The sequence below is a fragment of the Limnobacter sp. genome (genome assembly GCF_036405155.1).
Lineage (GTDB): Bacteria > Pseudomonadota > Gammaproteobacteria > Burkholderiales > Burkholderiaceae_B > Limnobacter.
Genome location: NZ_DASWYD010000004.1, coordinates 154632 through 171093 on the forward strand (window position 1 = coordinate 154632; position 16462 = coordinate 171093).

The window sequence follows — 16462 nt, forward strand, 5'->3', positions numbered from 1 at the left end:
TGCGGGGTCAGGCGGCTTCGCCACCGAGGTAGGCTTCCACCACCTTCTCGTTGGTTTGCACTTCGGCGGGTGTGCCTTCCGCAATTTTCTGTCCAAAGTCCAGCACGGTCACGGTGTCGCAAATGGCCATCACCATGTCCATGTGGTGCTCAATCAGAATCAGCGTGATGCCGTGTTCCCGAATTTTGTGGATGATGGCCACCAACTCTTTGATGTCAGGCGCTGTCAGGCCCGCGGCGGGTTCATCCAGCAGCAACAGGCGGGGGTCCAGCGCCAGCGCACGGGCAATTTCCAGCAACCGCTGTTTGCCGTAGGGCAGGTTGCGGGCTTCTTCCATCGCGAGGTCGGCCAGGCCCACAAAGTTCAGCAGGTTCATGGCGCGGGTGGTGGCTTCTTTTTCTTCGCGGCTGTGCCGTGGCAATTTCAAGGCCACTTCGGGCAGCGTGCTGCGGAAGGTGTGGTGCAGGCCCACCAGCACGTTTTCCAGTGCGGTCATTTCGCCAAACAACTGCACGTTTTGGAATGTGCGGGCAATACCGTTGAGCGCAATGTGTGCAGACGATTTGCCGTGAATTTGTTCGTCCACAAATTGAATGGCACCGGCGGTGGGTACGTAAATGCCGGTCAGCACGTTCATCATGGTGGACTTGCCGGAACCATTCGGGCCGATCAAGCCGTGAATGCTGCCACGCTGCACCACCAGGTCCACATTGTTTAGCGCCTTCACACCGCCAAACTGCATCAGCAGGTTGTTGGCTTTCAGGATTTGCTCCGGGCCACTGCGCACGGCCGCTGAAATGGCATCACGGCCATCCATGGGTGGTGCGGGGGGCATGGTGCGTTGGCCCACCAGCAAGTCGCGGCATTTTTTCACAAAGCCGACAATGCCGTCTTGCAGGTAGTACACCACCAGCAAAATCATCAAGCCGAAAATCGTCAAGCGCCAGTCGGTGATGTTTTTCAGGCTATAGGCAAACACCGCCAAACCCACAGTACCCAGCACGGGAATGAGCAGCGTGCGGGGCTGTGCAATTTTGCGGGAAATGGCCACCAGCGAACCCGCCAGCACCACCACCGCCAAGGCCAGGGCCACCATGCGGAAGGTGTGAATGTCGTCCAGCAGTTTGGGCAACATCACAATGATGGTAGCACCGAGAATGGCGCCCAGTCGTGTTTTGCGGCCACCCATGATGATGGCGAGCAAAAACAGAATGGTCAGTTCAAAGTTGTAGGTGTTGGGGGAAATGTACTGCTCGGAATACGAGTACAAGGCACCGGACAAACCTGCAAAACCGGCACTCAACACAAAGGCAATCACCTTGTATTTGTACACCGACACGCCCATACAGTCTGAGGCCACCGGGCTGTCGCGCAGCGCTTCAAAGGCGCGGCCCAAATGGCTTTTCAGAATTCGGTGCACCACCAGCATGGACAGTCCCATCAGCACAGCGACCAACCAGTAGTACTGTTCATCGCCCATTTGCACGCCATCCAGGTGTGGCTTGGGAATACGCACACCCATGGGGCCTTCGGTCAGCCAGTCCATCTCGTTGATCAAAATCTGGATGATGGTGCCAAACGCCAGTGTGACCATGGCCAGGTAAGGGCCTGTGACGCGCAGGGCGGGCAATGCCAACACCGCACCAAACGCGGCAGTGATGGCGATGGCCGCTGGCACAGTGACCCAAATGGGCGCATGCATGTGCATGAACAACACACCGGCTGTGTAAGCACCAATGCCAAACAAACCGGCATGGCCCAGCGACACCTGGCCGGTGTAGCCCACCACAATGTCCAACCCAAACAGCAGGATGGTGTAGATCATGATGGTTTCAACCAGGTGGATGTAGTACGGGTTGGTTTGCACCACCGGGAAGATGAAAATGGCCGCAAAGCCCAGGCCAATCAGTAGTTTTTTGAATGCGTTCATCGCGATCACACCTTTTTAATGGCCAGCTTGCCAAACAGGCCAGCGGGTTTGATGGCGAGCACGAGCAGCAGCAGCACCAAGCCTGGTACGTCTTTGTAGCCCGTGGAAATGTAAAAGCCGGTGGTGGTCTCGGCGATGCCGAGAATAATGCCACCCACCACCACGCCCAGGCCGCTGTTCAAGCCGCCGATGATGGCCACTGCAAAGGCCTTCAGGCCCAGCACGGCACCCATGGTGGCACCGGTCAGTGTGAGGGGGGCCACCAGCACGCCAGCCAGCGCGGCTGTCATGGAGGAGAGTGCATACGAGAATGAAATCACCACGCCGGTGTTGATGCCCATCAGCGCTGCTGCGTCGCGGTCGTTCGATGTGGCCACCACGGCTTTGCCGTAAATGGTTTTGCGGTTGAAAAATTCCACCGCCAACATCATCAGAATGGCACCCACCACCACCAGAATTTCCATGGGCAGCACATTGCCGCCAAACACGTTGATGGGCATTTCGGGCAAGGGGGAGGGGAAGCGGAAGTTGTCGCGGCCCCAAATATTTTCAGCGGTGTTTTTGAAGATGATGCCCAGCGCAATGGTGGACATGATCCATCCAAATTCCGATTTGATCTTGATGGCGGGGCGCACGCCCACTGCCTCGACCAAGCCGCCCTGCAGCATGCCAAACACGCACACAATCGGCAGCATCAGCCAGTAGTTCAGGCCGAGTTTTTCAACAATGGACAAGCCCACCAGTGCACCCAGCATCAGCGCCTCGCCTTGTCCAAAATTCAGTGTGCCGGAAGTGGCGAAGGTTAGTTGATAACCAAACGCGATCACGGCGTAAATCATCCCCAGCGCAATGCCGCTGTAGACGAGTTGCAATAGGATTTCCATACCCTGTCCTTCAGACGAGTGTTATTCATCGACGTGCAAAAAAGCGACTCCTTGTGGGAGTCGCTTTCGGGGTTCAGCCAATCAGGATTTCTTGGCCTTGTCTTCGGGGTGGGCGTAAATCACTTTGCCGTCTTTCACCAGGCCCATCACAGGAATGTCCGAGGTGATGGCTTCGTGGTTGTCCTTGGTGTAAGGCTTTTTGTAAGTGGTCACCACACCTTCCACAGGCGCTTTCAGGTCTTCCAAAGCCTCGCGGATTTTTGGACCTTCGGTGGACTTGGCCTGTTCCATCGCAGCCTTCAGCAGGTAGATGGAGTCGTAGGCTTGCGCAGCAGACACGGGCGAATCAATGCGGCCATTCTTGGGATTGAATTCCTTCAGGTAGGCATCAATGAATGCTTTGCGCTTGGGTGTGTTGGGGTCTTGAATGAAGGTCTGCGGCATGATGGCGCCGTTGCCATTGGCACCAGCGGTGTCAATGAAGTTGGCCATGGACAGTGTCCAGCTGCCGATCATCGGTACTTTCCAACCCAACTTGGCCATGCCGTTGGCGATTTGTGCCAGCTCTGGGCCAATGCCGTAAGTCAGCACCGCTTCGGCACCCGCTTGGCGAGCCTTCAACAACTGGGCGGTCATGTCCACATCACCAATGTTGAATTTCTCTTCCGTCACGGGTTTGATGCCTTTGGCAGCCAGGGCTTTTTCAAGGTCCTGGCGGCCCAACTGACCGTAGTTGGTCGAGTCGGCCAGAATCGCCACTTTCTTGAAGCCACGCTTGGTGACCGCCTCTTCCACAATCATGGGCGATTGAATGAAGTCAGCAGCCGAATTGCGAAACACATAGTTTTCGGGTTTGTCGGGGAACTGCTTGGTGATGATAGTGCCGGTTGCCACATTGTTCATGACGGGGATTTTGGCATCTTCGTAAAAACGCTGTGCGGCCAGTGCCACGCCGGTGTTGATGAAACCAACTGTTGCAACCACCTTCTCTTTTTCAATCAGCTCTTGTGCAATTTGCACACCGCGCTCGTTTTTGGCTTCGTCGTCGCGTTCCACCAACTGAAGCTGACGGCCCAAGATGCCACCCTTGGCGTTGATTTCCTTGGCGGCCAGGCGAACACCGTCGCGCATGCTCACGCCCATGGAAGAGGAGCCACCTGTGAAGGGGCCAGAGACGCCAATCTTGATCGGCTCTGCAGCCAGCGCTGACGAAGCCGCCACTGCAAACGAACATGCAACTACAAATGAATTCAACCGGAATTTCATGCCTTGCTCCAACCTTTGTGAGTGTTGAGAAAATATTGTTGTGGTTATGCGGTGGTGTGTTGAACACCACCAGAGCCACAACGATAGCGCAGCATTTTTGTAGAAATCATCGGGACAAACCCGGTTTAGGGTTATCCCGTTGATGCGGTTGAGCCGCGTTTAAGAGGCCCGTTTGTATTGTGCGGGCCACTCTGCTGGGGTGTTCATCTCACGGGCTGAGAGCAAGGGCCACATGGGGTTGCGCAGCAGTTCACGCCCCAGCAGCACCAGGTCGGCATGGCCTGTTTCCAGCAATTCTTCCGCCTGTTGGGTTTCGGTGATCAAGCCCACCGTGGCGGTGGGCAGGCCTGCTTCAGCGCGAATGCGTTGGGCAAATGGGGCCTGGAAGCCCGGCGCTGCCGGAATTTTTGCCGTGGGCACCATGCCGCCCGTGGATACATCCACCAGGTCCACACCCAATGCTTTCAGGTGTTTGCAAAAGGTCACGGTGTCCTCAATGGTCCAACCACCGTCCACCCAGTCGGTGGCCGATACCCGCACCAACACAGGCAAATGTTCGGGCCAAACGGCGCGCACAGCTTTGACCACGGCCAGCGGAAAACGCATGCGGTTTTCCAAGCTGCCGCCATAGTCATCGCTGCGCTGGTTGGCCAGTGGCGACAAAAACTGATGCAGCAAATAGCCATGTGCAGCATGCACTTCCACCACTTGGAAACCCGCTGCCAGCGCGCGTTTGGCCGACGCAGCGAATTGCTCAATCAGGCCTTCAATGCCAGCTTCATCCAATGCAACAGGGGCAGCATAGGTTTCGCCAAACGCAATGGCCGATGGGCCCACCGTGGGCCATCCGCCTTCGTCGGCTGTTAGTGTGCGTTGCGCTTGCCAACCCAATCCAACACTGGCTTTGCGGCCTGCATGGGCCAGTTGGATACCGGCCACGGCGCCTTGCTGTTCGATGAGGCTGCGCAATGTGCTCAGCGCCTGTTGCTGTGTGTCGTTCCACAAACCCAGGCAGCCCGGGCTGATGCGGCCTTCAGCACTCACGCCGGTGGCTTCAACAATGACCAAGCCCGCGCCGCCCAGCGCACGGCTGCCGTAGTGCACGGTGTGCCACTGTTGGGGCACGCCATCCACCGCCGAGTATTGGCACATGGGCGACATGCCGATGCGGTTTTTCAGGGTAATGCTGCGAAGGGGAAATGGTTGAAACAGGTGGGACATGGCGGGGTACTCCAGAAAAATGAACAGCAGGCTCACCGGGTGAACCTGCTGCGCATTGTAGACCCCTTGTGGGCGTTGGGTGGTTGAATCAGGCTTGTTTGGCCTTCAGTGTTCGCCGTTTGCCTGTGGGGCGCCCGGGTTGACGAAAGGTGTCACTGAGCATTTGCGCGGTGGCGGACAAGCCGCCCACCAGCAGTGCCACGGCGACGGTGGACTCAAACCCGTGGAACAGGGTTGTGCCATTGAGGTTCAGCAAAATGAACGTGGGCACAGCCGAGGCCACTGCATGCGACAAGGCATTGTTGAAGGTCTTCATGGTTGATCTCCTTTGAAACGTTAATGACCAACGAGTCAACAATACCCCGGTGCGTCTAGAGTGTCACTACCAAAGTGTACAGTTGTGCACAAAATAGAATCTATCTTCCAAAGTGCTTGAATTTTCATGAAAAGTTCATAAATGCGGGGCGCCGAAATGGAGCGTCTTTGTTGCCAAACTGCGAAGCTGTCGCGCTTTTGAGTACACTGGCGCCACATGCCACTTTGAGCGCGCTTCGATGAAACCCCTCCCGGTCCAAAGCCTGCAAGCCACGGCAGTGCTGTTGTCCATCACAGCACTGGTGGAGTTGATCCTGCTGGACTACAGCCCGCTCGCTTCCATTACCCTGTACCTGTTTGCCGTGGTGGTGTCGGCCTACAACTTTGCCCGCTCGGTGTCGCTGGCTGTGGCGGTGTTGTCGTACTTGTTGGTGAATTACCTCATCGTAGACCCTCGCTATTCCCTGCATGTGCCCGACCCGCGTTCTTATTTTGTACTGGCGGCCTATCTCGGGACATCGTTGCTGGTGAACACCCTGGTGCAAAAGCTCAAAGACAAAACCGAGGAGGCCGAGCGCACCCTGGCCCGCCTGACGGAGGCGCAAGAGCGCTTGATGCAGTCGCATGAGGAGCGGGTGAAAGGCCAGTTGCTGGCCTCGCTGTCGCATGACATGCGGACCCCGCTCACGGCCATACTGGGGGCTTCCACGTCACTGGGCACCCAATACGACCGATTGCAGGACCATGAGCGCCGCCAATTGATTTCATCCATCGAGCATGAGGCATTCCATCTGGTGAGTTCGGCTGAAAACGTGCTGGCCTTGGTCAAGCTCCGATCACTGAAGGCCTTGCCCGAACCCCGTGCCTGGCAATCCCTGTCTGAGGTTGTGGAAACCACCGTGCGGCGTTACCGCCTGCGCAAACTGCCCTGCGGCATCGAAGTGCACATGCCCAACCCACCGCTGTTTGTGAAAGGCGATGGCTTGTTGCTGGCCCAGGCACTGGCCAACCTGCTGGACAATGCGCTGACTGCAAACCTGCGTGGCGACCATGCTGCAGGCTCACCCCTTGAGCCTGTGGTGATTGATTGCGTCAGCAATACCCTTTGCAGCCCACCTTGCATTGAATGGTCTGTCAGTGACCGCGGACGGGGTTTCCCGGAACATTTCAGCACGGCCAACATCCAGGCTTTCGATGAACAGGCCCGACAGGCCACGGCCACCGGCTACGGTCTGGGTTTGGTGATTGTCAAAACCATTGCCGAGCTGCACCATGGCACACTGCGTATTCACAACAGGCCAGGTGGCGGTGCCAAAGTCACCCTGGCTTTTGAATGGCATGAACAACCCGACTGGACCAGCGATGAGCCTTAAGCCCCGCATTTTGGTGGTGGAAGACGACACCCACATTGCCCAACTGCTGCAGACAGCACTGGGTGTGGAGGGCTATGACGTGGCAGTGTTTGGCAAGCTGGCGGCATTGAATGCTGCCTTGCCAGACCCTGCCGCCTCGCTGATTTTGCTGGACCTTGGACTGCCCGATGGTGATGGACTGGACTGGTTGCACCGCCAGCGCCAGCTGACCAGCGCCAGCGTGATGGTGTTGTCTGCGCGTGAAGCCGAGATTGACAAAGTGACCGCCCTTGACATGGGCGCAGACGATTACATTGCCAAGCCCTTTGGGGTGAATGAGTTGCTGGCCCGTGTGCGTGCCAACTTGCGTCGACAAGGGGGCGCGCAAAACCCCTTGCCCGGCCCTGTGCTGGTGGCTGGCGACTTGAGCATTGACGTGGAACACGAGGCTGTTTACCGCGCCGGTGAAAAAATCCACCTCACTGCCAAAGAGCTGAAAACACTCATGATTCTGGCGCGGGCGCCGGGCAAGTTGGTCAAACAGCGGGAGTTGTTGCAGACCGTTTGGGGGCCGGAGTACCTGGACGACACCCATTACTTGCGGATTTTGATGAGCAAACTGCGGGCCAAGCTGGAGGAAAATCCCTCGGAGCCCAAGCTATTGCTGACTGAACCGGGTTTAGGGTATCGGCTCCAGCTGCCCTGATTTTTACGTTTTTTTTACGCCCCCTGTGTTCCCATAAGCGACCAAATTACAAACAAATACAAGACAGGGTTATATGGAGACAACAGGGCGACAACTGTTCGGGCGAACCGTGTCCGAATGGTTTTTCGGCTTGCCAATCATTGGCTTGCTGATTTTTACTCTCATCATCGGCACCGGCGAAATGGTGCACGGCCAGTTGCTGAAAATCGGTGAATCGATGTTCGGCGTGCCTGAGCAAGGCATTCAATATTTCATGTTGCGGGGTGACAACCCCAAACCCACCTGCACCGTGGTGACTGACATTGATGCCGAGGTGGCCAAGCAATTGGCGGCTCCCAAGGCGGATGACGGTGGCTTGGGCGACTTGATGGGTGAAATGGCCCCGCCGGATCCCAATGAAATTCGGGAAGCGGTTGTTGCAGCCAATAATCTCTGTAAAGAAGAGACTGAGCGGTACACCAAGGTGTCCAAGCTCATGACGGGCAAGCTGAAAACCTTCACCTCCATTGAAACCGGCTTCTTCGACCTGTTCAAAACAGGCACGGAAAACCGTCCACTGGTGTTGCTGATCATGGTGGCACTGGCTGCGGTCATTACGACAGTGGGTGTTCACCACGTGGTGATTCGCCCCCCGCTGTCGGTTCTCGATTACCGCTTTGCAACAGGTTCTGTGGGTGTGGCCAGCATTTTTGCGGCGATCTCCTCCGTGGCCTATTACGACATCTCGGCCAACGCCGGGGTGAAAATGGAACACCCCATCACCCACTTCATCTGGATTGCGCTGTTCGTCACTTTGGCGGGTATCAGCCTGAAACAGGTGCTGCGTCCGCCTGCGCATTTGAAAAAGGGTGGCACGGTGTTCAATGCCCTGCTGTCGGTGCCGCTGTTTGGCATGATGGGCATGGTGGCCGGCGTGTATTTCTTCACGCACGGCAACTGGCCTGGCCTGGCGATTTACGTCAACCAACTGCTTGAACTGCCCAGCATCTTCCTCAGCTTGGCGCTGTACATTTGGGCCGGTATGTTGCTCAAGCAAAGCCGCATTGTGGATTTGTTCATGAACATTCTGCGGCCCTGGAAGTTGTCGCCAGAATTGCTCACCTACATTATTTTGCTGGCGGCTGCGTTGCCCACAGCCTACACGGGTGCCTCTGGTATTTTCGTGATTGCAGCAGGCGGCATTGTGTACAACGAGGTTCGCGCAGCCGGCGGTACACGCCAGTTTGCGTTGGCGGCCACAGCCATGTCCGGTTCGCTGGGTGTGGTGTTGCGGCCCTGTTTGTTGGTGGTGCTGATTGCAGCGCTCAACAAGCAGGTCACGTCCAGTGCCTTGTACCACTATGGCTTCTATGTGTTCCTGTTGACGTCCACGCTGTTCTTCATTTTCTCGCAACTGACCCGTCGCAAGAAGGCAGCGGTTGAGCGCCCATTGGTGGCCCTGCCCAAGATGATGCGTGAAATTGTGCCAGTGTTGCCATACGTGGCCTTGGTCATGGCTGTTGTGCTGGGCTACAAATATTTGCTGGACACTGAGCTGAACGAGAGCTCTGCGCCGGTGATCATGCCCGCCATCATGTTCATTCTGCTGGTGTTCGACAAATTGCGCACGCCCAAGGGCACGCTGGGTGGTGTCAATGAACACGGCCACGTGGACGACCGCAAGGAAGGCGTTGAGCCAGCCATCCGATTTGCAACGTCCGAGGCCGTTGGTCACATCGGCGCGCTGATCATGTTGATGGCTTTGTCTTTGGCCATCGGTGGCGTGGTCGAACGTTCGGGCATCATGGACCTGGCACCCAAGACCTTCAGCAGTGCCTGGACCGCCATGACCTTCCTCATGATCACCAAAGTGATTCTGGGCATGGTGATGGACCCCTTCGGTGCGGTGATTCTGGTGTCGGGCACCTTGGCGCCCATCGCCTACAACAACGGCATTGACCCCTTGCATTTCTGGATGATGGTGTTGGTGGCCTTTGAATTGGGTTACCTCATGCCGCCCGTGGCCTTGAACCAGTTGCTCACGCGCTTGGTGATTGGCGATGAAGAGGTGCGAAAAGCCGACAATGAGGTCAAGCGCAAGTCGTTCTACTGGCGCTATGAGCGGTGGATTTTGCCCACCGTGGTGATGACGGTGGGGATGTTAATCACCGCCTACGGTCCATTGGCTGTTCAAAAGTTCGAGGTGCTGAAACCCCTGGCGCATTTGATCCGCCCTGCCGAGCATGATGCTGCCGAGCCTGTGCCCGTCAGCGATGCTCAACCGGCGGCGACGCCAGCTGCAGAGCCCCCGGCGGCCGACCCGGCTGCGGTTGCCCCGGACGCTGCAGCGCCTGCTGAACCCCAGTTGGTGGAGGCGCCTTCCCAGCCCATTCCCGCTGGCAATTCGACCGGGGCTCAAGCCGCGAGCCCGGCGGTGGCCATGCCTGCACCTGCTGCCGACCCGGCTGGTGAAATCGACGAAGCGCTGATGAAGTGGGCCACCGCCTGGTCCAACAAGGATGTGCCTGCATACCTGGCCGCGTACAGCCCCGATTTTGTGTCGGCCAAAGGCATGAAGCGCCCAGCTTGGGACCAGGACCGCACGCGCAAGATTGAATCGAAACAATCGATTTCAATCCGCCTGAAAAACACCCACATCGAGGTGAAGGGCGACAAGGCCACGGCTGATTTTGTTCAGGAATATCAATCGGATGTTCTGAAGGAAACCAGCAAGAAACGTGTCACGTTTGTTCGCAAAAACGGGACATGGCTGATCGAGCGCGAGGAAAGCCGCTAACGGAAGTTTGATGGAATTCCAACACCTGCTCCGGCACACCCGCGCCGGGGCAGGCAATCCAGCGTCAGATCACGTACACTGAGGTCATTCTTGACACAGTGTGCATGCATGATCCGATGCTGAAATTGTTTCGATGGACCATCCTGGGTTTGCTGGGCTTGTTGCACAGCCTGTCGGTCCATGCAGCCCCCCCCGTTAAAATCGCTGTGTCCAACACCGTGTTGAGTTTGCCGGTGTTTGTCGCGGATTCCGAAGGTTTTTTCCAGAAAAATTCGGCATCGGTCGAGTTGCTGCCCTGCGTGGGCGGCGTTCGCTGTCTGTCCATGATGCACGATGGCGCAGCCGACCTGTCCACGGCCACTGAACTGCCAGTCATGTTCAGCAGTTTCAAGCGTCAAGACTTTGCAATCCTGGCCACATTCGTGTCCACCTCGAATGATTTGAAGTTACTGGTTCGTCGCGATGCGGGCGTCAAACTGGCTTCGGATCTCAAGGGCAAACGCATTGCCTACATCAAGGGTGCTGCCAGCCAATATTTTACAGACCTGATTTTGTTGTACCACGGCATCAATCCCCAGCAGGTAACGCTCAAGCCGATGAACCCTGACCAGACGCAAGATATGCTGCGCTCAAAGCAGGTGGATGCCGTTGTGGTGTGGGAGCCTTATGCGTCCAAGGCTGCCTACGACTTGGCCGATGAAGTCAGCTTTGTCAAGGTTCCGCGGCTGTATACGGAAACCTTCAACCTGATCGGCAACAAAAGCGTTTTGGATGCCAGTCCACTCCTGGTGGAGCGAATCGTCCTGTCATTGCAACAGGCTTGTGATTTCATCAATACCCATCCAGAGCGCGCCAAGAAAATCCTCTCGGTTCGCCTGAAAATTTCTCCAGACCTTATTGGACGCATTTTCGATGATTACCGGTACAAGCTCAGCTTGAATCAATCGTTGATGCGCACCCTGGACGGACAGGCCAACTGGGCTGTCCGCGAAGGGCATGTGCCTTCCGGCAGTGTCATTCCCAACTACATTCAATTTGTGAATCCGTCTTTTCTGCGCAAGGTGGATCCCCAGGCCGTGACCCTGAGGTAACAGCACCATGCGCGTCTCCAGCAAAATCAACTTGACGATTGCCAGCACACTGATTTGTGTGCTGCTGATGGTGATTGGGAACGTCTGGATTTTGCGCCAGCAATTCAATGATCTCAAACAGGCGGAATATGCGCAGGACATCACCCGTTTGTCGGCCAACCTGTTGGGCCTGACTCAAGAGTATGTGTTGTTCAAGTCGCCAACGGCCGTACAAAGCTGGTATGCCACGTACGATGCCTTGACTGCGCGTTTGGAGACCCTCAAAGCCAGTCCAGATGATATTGAGGACATGGACGATTTCGCCGATGGTGTGCGTGAAATCAAACCCATCTTCAATGAGTTGATTGCCATTGACCATTCGTCCAGCGAGTCGTCTGCCGCGTTCCAGATTCGCCGTGAGCAGTTGATTGTGGATCGCCTGGTGACCGAGGCGCAAGTGATTGTCGAGATGGGCCATGCCTTGTCCACCGAGGTGAACAAGCAACAACGCAGCGCGCTTCAGACCTTGGTCATGATCACCGCGTTGGGCCTGGGGTTCTTCGTCGTGGTGATTGTCCTGTTGGTGGTGCTGCTGCGCTGGGGGGTACTGAACAGCTTGCTCAAACTGCAAACCACGGCGAATGCCATTCGCTCTGGTGACCACTCTGCCACTTGCGAAGTCTCTGGTCGGGATGAAATTGCGGAAGTTGCGATGGCGGTGAACAGCATGGCCCAAAGCCTGTCCCGACAAAATGATGAACTGCGGCAGGCGGAGGAACAGGCGCTGCAGGCGAGTCGAGCCAAGAGCGACTTCCTGTCGACCATGAGCCATGAAATTCGCACGCCGCTCAATGGCATTGTTGGATTGACCTATTTGTTGAAGGACACGGCCACGTCCAACAACCAACGGGTGCTGCTGGAGAGCCTTGAAAAAACCTCACGCAACCTGATCGATTTGGTCAGTGATGTGTTGGATATTTCCAAGATCGAGTCGGGTAGCATGGACTTGGAGGAGCGAGAATTCTCCATATTGGACCTACTGGACAAGCTGGGTGGGCTGATGTCGGGCGCAGCAGCTGGAAAGTCGCTGGAACTCATGATTGATCCATCGCCCGACCTGCCCTTGCAGGTGGTGGGTGATGAGCTGCGCATTCGCCAGATGGTGGTGAACCTTTTGGGCAACGCGGTGAAGTTTACCCCGGCAGGCCATGTTCGCCTTGTTCTGACCGTGGTGCAGCCGCAGGGGGATGGCGTGTGGTTGCGCATTGAGGTGCATGACTCGGGCGTTGGTCTGGCCGACGATGCCAAGCAACACCTCTTCCAGCAATTTTCACAAGCCTCGCCATCGGTGGCTCGGGAGTTCGGTGGGTCGGGTTTGGGCCTGAGCTTGGTCAAACGCCTGGCTGAACTGATGGGTGGGCATGTGGGTTTTGACAGCACGTTGGGCAAAGGCAGCTGCTTCTGGTTTGAATTGCCCCTGCGCTTGCCGGCGCATGCGCAGTCAATGGACTCGCCCCGACGGGCACGCGATGACATGGCACGCCATCAATTGCCGGTGGTGCTGGTCTCTCAAAGCCCGCTGCAGGTGTTGGCTTTGCGAAATGTCAGCCGTTGCCTGGGTCGAAGCTTGCATGTGGTGGCCGATGTGGACGGCTTGGCCACGCAGTTGCCCTTGATTCGCTCCCAATTTCCCGAGGGCAGTCTGCTGATTGTGGTGGACTTTGATGCGCATCAGGGCATTCGAGAGTCTGTGTTGAGGGTGGTGCAAGCCAGTTCGCTCGGGGATGTCCGCTTTGTGATGCTGGCCAAAGGCAGTGACGCCAAAGTGCTCATGGACCAGCACCTGGAAGACTCGATTGCGGCGGTGGTGGTTAAACCGCTCACCCCCCTTCAACTTCAGCAATTGCTCAATCCGGTTCACGGCGACTTTGATGATGCGGAATCGCCTGAGTTGGCACATGGCCAGCGGGTGCTGATTGTGGACGACAGCGAATTGAATTTGAAGGTGCTTGACGGCATATTGAAAGGGCGTGGCTACCGGACAGTGCGTGCACGGCATGGCCTGGAGGCGGTGAGTTTGCTCAAACAGCCGAACCATGATTTTGAGGCGGTGGTGATGGACATTCAAATGCCTTTGATGGACGGCCTGGAAGCCACCGAGCATATTCGGTCCTACGCCATGAATGCGGCGTTGCCCATCATCGGCCTCACTGGTGAGGTGGAGCCCAAGGATGAACGACGCGCCTTGAAAGCCGGCATGACCTGTGTGCTGCCAAAACCCTTGCAGCCCGATGTGTTGTTGAGCACACTGGGCAACCTGGTGCGTACAAAAACGCCCAACATTCCACCCGCCAAGGAGAACTGAACCATGAAATTGTTGCTGAGTTGGGTGTTGTATGCGCTGGCCTTGATGGCGGTTGCCTATCTGTTGCCAGGTGTTCACGTGAATGGGTTCACCTCTGCGTTGTGGGCTGCACTCATTTTGGGTTTGGTCAATACCGTGGTAAAGCCTGTGCTGACCATTCTGACCTTGCCACTCACCGTGCTCACCTTGGGCCTGTTTTATTTCCTGCTCAACGGCTTGATGTTTTATTGGGTGGGTTCGGTGCTCAGTGGTTTTCGAGTGGATGGGTTTTGGTGGGCGGTGCTGGCGGCATTGCTGTATTCCGTGTTTGCCACCTTCCTCAATTCACTGGCGTTCAAGCCCGAGGTGAAAATCGAACGTCTGTAAGTCCAAGGTTGGTAAATTCAGCAGCGCAAGGCCCTGCCAAACCAAGCGCAGAGCCAGCAGGGTCAGCGTCCAGTCCAGCGCGGTTTTAAAATGTCGCTCTGGCAAGTGGCCCAGCAGTTTGGCACCCACCCGGTTACCGGCCAGGGTGGCCACGGTCAGGCCCAGCAGCAGGTCCCAGTGGTTCCACAATTCCACATTCAGGCTCGAAAAGGCGATCAGCTTCAACCCATGCTGAATGGTCATGGCCATGCCGTGGGTGCCCACCACGGTCATGCGTTGCCATTGCTTGGGCAGCACACTCATCACCAGTGGGCCAGTGGCGCCCAGCACCATGCTCAGGCCCGTGGTCACACCACCCGAAGCAGCCGGGTGCCAGGCTTGCAGTTTGAGCCACTGTGCCCGCCAGGTGGCCACCAAAATGAATAGCCCCAACACCACCATGCCCCAGCCTTGCGGCACCCACAAGGCCACTGGCGTTATCACCACAGTGCCCACAATTGCACCCACTGTGAAAGGTTTGATGTACGACCAGTCAATGTGCCGGTGTTGCACCCACACCCGGTTGATGTTGGACAAAAACTGCGCTGCCCCATGCAATGGGATGAGCACGCTGGGTGGCAACAGTTGGGCCATGATGGCCAGCAGAATAACCCCGCCCCCAATGCCCAGCGTGGCCGTCACGCTGGAGGTGAAAAACGCAGCCAGACTCAACAGGATCAACAGGCTCACGGCATGCGCTCCAAAGTGTGCTTCATCGGCCCAGTTGCAGGGGTTGAGACAAAATCCACAAACCCAGCACGGTGAGAGCGACCATCAAGGCCAGTATCGGCAACTGACTAAGGTTGGCCTGCCGGCGGGTGGGCAGGTGCGCAAAGGCTTGTCGATGGGCCAACACAGCCGATAGAACGTGACCGGCCACAATCATGGTGAGCTGCATCCACCAAATGAGCTGAGCATCCAATAGAACCGGTGCACGCCACAGGTTGCGGGTGCCTAGCATGTTCCAGCCTCGGCCCAGGGGGTCGGACAGCAGGTGAACAATCTGCACGCCTTGGGTCAGAATCAGCGTGAAGTAATGCGACAGGCTGTAAGCCAGCACAATCGGCATCAGCGCTGGGCCAAACTGCAAGATGGCTTGAGCGATTGACATGCGGGCACGGCCCAGCTTCAGTCCCAGCCAGAGTGTGAGGCAAAACACAGCACCCAATACCCAGGGGCTCAACAGCACGGTGACTTGTTCAAACACACCGAAGGCGCCACCCAACACGGCGCTGGCTTGCATGGGGTTGGTTTGCAGGGTTTCCAATGGGTAGCCGGTCATGGGGGCAGCCCATGCCACAAACCACGGCCACACGGATTTCAACCACCATTGCGTGTCTTTCAGCCCGTCCAGGGCCGTGGTGGAAAACAGGCCCAATACAAACACCACGCTGGCCAGGCTTGGGGCGGCTTGTTGCAGCCCTGCTGCGGTGTTGTTTGCTTGAAAGCCAGGTTGAAACACCTGCCGAACCGAGATACCCATGCGGTGCAGCCAGTCGAAGTACAGGCTGAACCAGTCGGCTTTGGCAAAGAAGGTGTGGCTGCCCCACAGCCAGCAACCCAGCAGGGCATACAGACCATACAGGCTGAGCATCCACGACACGTGAACAGGGCGGGTGTGGCCAAACAGCTCGAGCCAGGCCAACCCCACCAAGCCCAACACGGCTGGCCAATGCGACAGGCCAGCCGGGTAGGGTTGGCGCTGTGTTTGAAAGCCACTGAACGAGATGCGGTAGGGGTTGAGGTGGTTGAACCACGGGCCTGTCCAGCCGCCCAGCAAGCCCATGGTGTAAACCCCGGCCAGCAGCCACACAATCCAGAAATAGGTCATGGCCAAATTGCTGTTGCGGTTTTGCGTGCCCGCAAAGCCGGCATACACTGCCAAAAAAAACACCAGCAGGCTCACGGTTTGAGCCAACTGCAGGGGCCACTGTGGGTGTGCTTGAGCCAGCGCGTTAGGTGATAAAGATGCCTCTGAAGGCTGTTGCGCAGGTGTTGGCGTTGAAATGGCCAACAACGCAAATGTGAGTAGCAGAACCGCGCTGCTGGCCCAAGCCACCATCCAGAAGGGCATGGGCAATGTGAAGGTTTGGCCAAACCCGTGGGCCATGCACACACTGGGCAAGCTGGCTGCCAACAGCATGCAGGTTTGAAAGTGGGCCTTGTTCATGG

At 57.0% G+C, this 16462-nt stretch carries 13 protein-coding genes; 6 read left to right on the forward strand and 7 right to left on the reverse strand.

The annotated features are described in order from the left end of the window. Positions 1–7 precede the first annotated feature (7 nt). The 5 genes from VGE55_RS04600 to VGE55_RS04620 all read right to left on the reverse strand — a co-directional run bounded on the left by VGE55_RS04600 (position 8) and on the right by VGE55_RS04620 (position 5617). Positions 8–1930 (reverse strand): branched-chain amino acid ABC transporter ATP-binding protein/permease, encoded by a 1923-nt coding sequence (locus tag VGE55_RS04600; RefSeq protein ID WP_331130528.1) that lies wholly within the window; start codon positions 1928–1930, stop codon positions 8–10. 5 nt (positions 1931–1935) lie between these two features. Then, positions 1936–2814 (reverse strand): branched-chain amino acid ABC transporter permease, encoded by an 879-nt coding sequence (locus VGE55_RS04605; protein WP_256764747.1) that lies wholly within the window; start codon positions 2812–2814, stop codon positions 1936–1938. Positions 2815–2895: 81 nt separating this feature from the next. After that, a complete protein-coding gene (locus VGE55_RS04610; RefSeq protein ID WP_331130529.1) occupies positions 2896–4080 on the reverse strand; it encodes an ABC transporter substrate-binding protein in 1185 nt (394 codons plus the stop codon). A gap of 159 nt (positions 4081–4239) precedes the next feature. After that, positions 4240–5337, reverse strand: coding sequence for an NADH:flavin oxidoreductase/NADH oxidase (locus VGE55_RS04615; protein ID WP_331130530.1), 1098 nt, complete (start codon positions 5335–5337; stop codon positions 4240–4242). 52 nt (positions 5338–5389) lie between these two features. Next, positions 5390–5617, reverse strand: coding sequence for a hypothetical protein (locus VGE55_RS04620; protein WP_331130531.1), 228 nt, complete (start codon positions 5615–5617; stop codon positions 5390–5392). Positions 5618–5855: 238 nt separating this feature from the next. On the opposite strand from VGE55_RS04620, the gene VGE55_RS04625 reads away from it, so the two are divergent. The 6 genes from VGE55_RS04625 (at position 5856) to VGE55_RS04650 (ending at position 14251) form a co-directional block, all read left to right on the forward strand. After that, a complete protein-coding gene (locus VGE55_RS04625; RefSeq protein WP_331130532.1) occupies positions 5856–6989 on the forward strand; it encodes a sensor histidine kinase in 1134 nt (377 codons plus the stop codon). Further along, a complete protein-coding gene (locus tag VGE55_RS04630) occupies positions 6979–7674 on the forward strand; it encodes a response regulator transcription factor (RefSeq protein ID WP_331130533.1) in 696 nt (231 codons plus the stop codon). The genes VGE55_RS04625 and VGE55_RS04630 overlap by 11 nt, the downstream gene beginning before the upstream one ends. A 73-nt stretch (positions 7675–7747) precedes the next feature. Continuing rightward, positions 7748–10450 (forward strand): TRAP transporter large permease subunit, encoded by a 2703-nt coding sequence (locus tag VGE55_RS04635; RefSeq protein WP_331130534.1) that lies wholly within the window; start codon positions 7748–7750, stop codon positions 10448–10450. A gap of 116 nt (positions 10451–10566) precedes the next feature. Beyond that, positions 10567–11541: an ABC transporter substrate-binding protein gene (locus tag VGE55_RS04640; protein ID WP_331130535.1), complete on the forward strand. Its 975-nt coding sequence runs from the start codon at positions 10567–10569 to the stop codon at positions 11539–11541. Positions 11542–11548: 7 nt separating this feature from the next. Beyond that, complete coding sequence (locus VGE55_RS04645) at positions 11549–13885, forward strand: ATP-binding protein (protein ID WP_331130536.1); 2337 nt, start codon at positions 11549–11551, stop codon at positions 13883–13885. A 3-nt stretch (positions 13886–13888) separates the two neighbouring features. Beyond that, on the forward strand, positions 13889–14251 hold the full coding sequence (locus tag VGE55_RS04650; RefSeq protein ID WP_331130537.1) for a phage holin family protein: 363 nt from the start codon (positions 13889–13891) through the stop codon (positions 14249–14251). Here the strand turns inward: VGE55_RS04650 and VGE55_RS04655 are convergent. Together VGE55_RS04655 and VGE55_RS04660 are read right to left on the reverse strand one after the other, a co-directional pair. Beyond that, a complete protein-coding gene (locus tag VGE55_RS04655) occupies positions 14210–14980 on the reverse strand; it encodes a sulfite exporter TauE/SafE family protein (RefSeq protein WP_331130538.1) in 771 nt (256 codons plus the stop codon). The genes VGE55_RS04650 and VGE55_RS04655 overlap by 42 nt on opposite strands. Before the next feature lie 22 nt (positions 14981–15002). Then, on the reverse strand, positions 15003–16460 hold the full coding sequence (locus tag VGE55_RS04660; protein WP_331130539.1) for a hypothetical protein: 1458 nt from the start codon (positions 16458–16460) through the stop codon (positions 15003–15005). Positions 16461–16462: the final 2 nt, after the last annotated feature.

What these genes read in the sequence shown, in the direction of transcription:
- VGE55_RS04640 (WP_331130535.1), top strand. Translation starts at nt 10,567, where the DNA reads ATGCTGAAATTGTTTCGATGGACCATCCTGGGTTTGCTGGGCTTGTTG.
- VGE55_RS04605 (WP_256764747.1), bottom strand. Translation starts at nt 2,814, where the DNA reads ATGGAAATCCTATTGCAACTCGTCTACAGCGGCATTGCGCTGGGGATG.
- VGE55_RS04620 (WP_331130531.1), bottom strand. Translation starts at nt 5,617, where the DNA reads ATGAAGACCTTCAACAATGCCTTGTCGCATGCAGTGGCCTCGGCTGTG.
- VGE55_RS04625 (WP_331130532.1), top strand. Translation starts at nt 5,856, where the DNA reads ATGAAACCCCTCCCGGTCCAAAGCCTGCAAGCCACGGCAGTGCTGTTG.
- VGE55_RS04660 (WP_331130539.1), bottom strand. Translation starts at nt 16,460, where the DNA reads ATGAACAAGGCCCACTTTCAAACCTGCATGCTGTTGGCAGCCAGCTTG.
- VGE55_RS04610 (WP_331130529.1), bottom strand. Translation starts at nt 4,080, where the DNA reads ATGAAATTCCGGTTGAATTCATTTGTAGTTGCATGTTCGTTTGCAGTG.
- VGE55_RS04600 (WP_331130528.1), bottom strand. Translation starts at nt 1,930, where the DNA reads ATGAACGCATTCAAAAAACTACTGATTGGCCTGGGCTTTGCGGCCATT.
- VGE55_RS04635 (WP_331130534.1), top strand. Translation starts at nt 7,748, where the DNA reads ATGGAGACAACAGGGCGACAACTGTTCGGGCGAACCGTGTCCGAATGG.
- VGE55_RS04645 (WP_331130536.1), top strand. Translation starts at nt 11,549, where the DNA reads ATGCGCGTCTCCAGCAAAATCAACTTGACGATTGCCAGCACACTGATT.
- VGE55_RS04630 (WP_331130533.1), top strand. Translation starts at nt 6,979, where the DNA reads ATGAGCCTTAAGCCCCGCATTTTGGTGGTGGAAGACGACACCCACATT.
- VGE55_RS04650 (WP_331130537.1), top strand. Translation starts at nt 13,889, where the DNA reads ATGAAATTGTTGCTGAGTTGGGTGTTGTATGCGCTGGCCTTGATGGCG.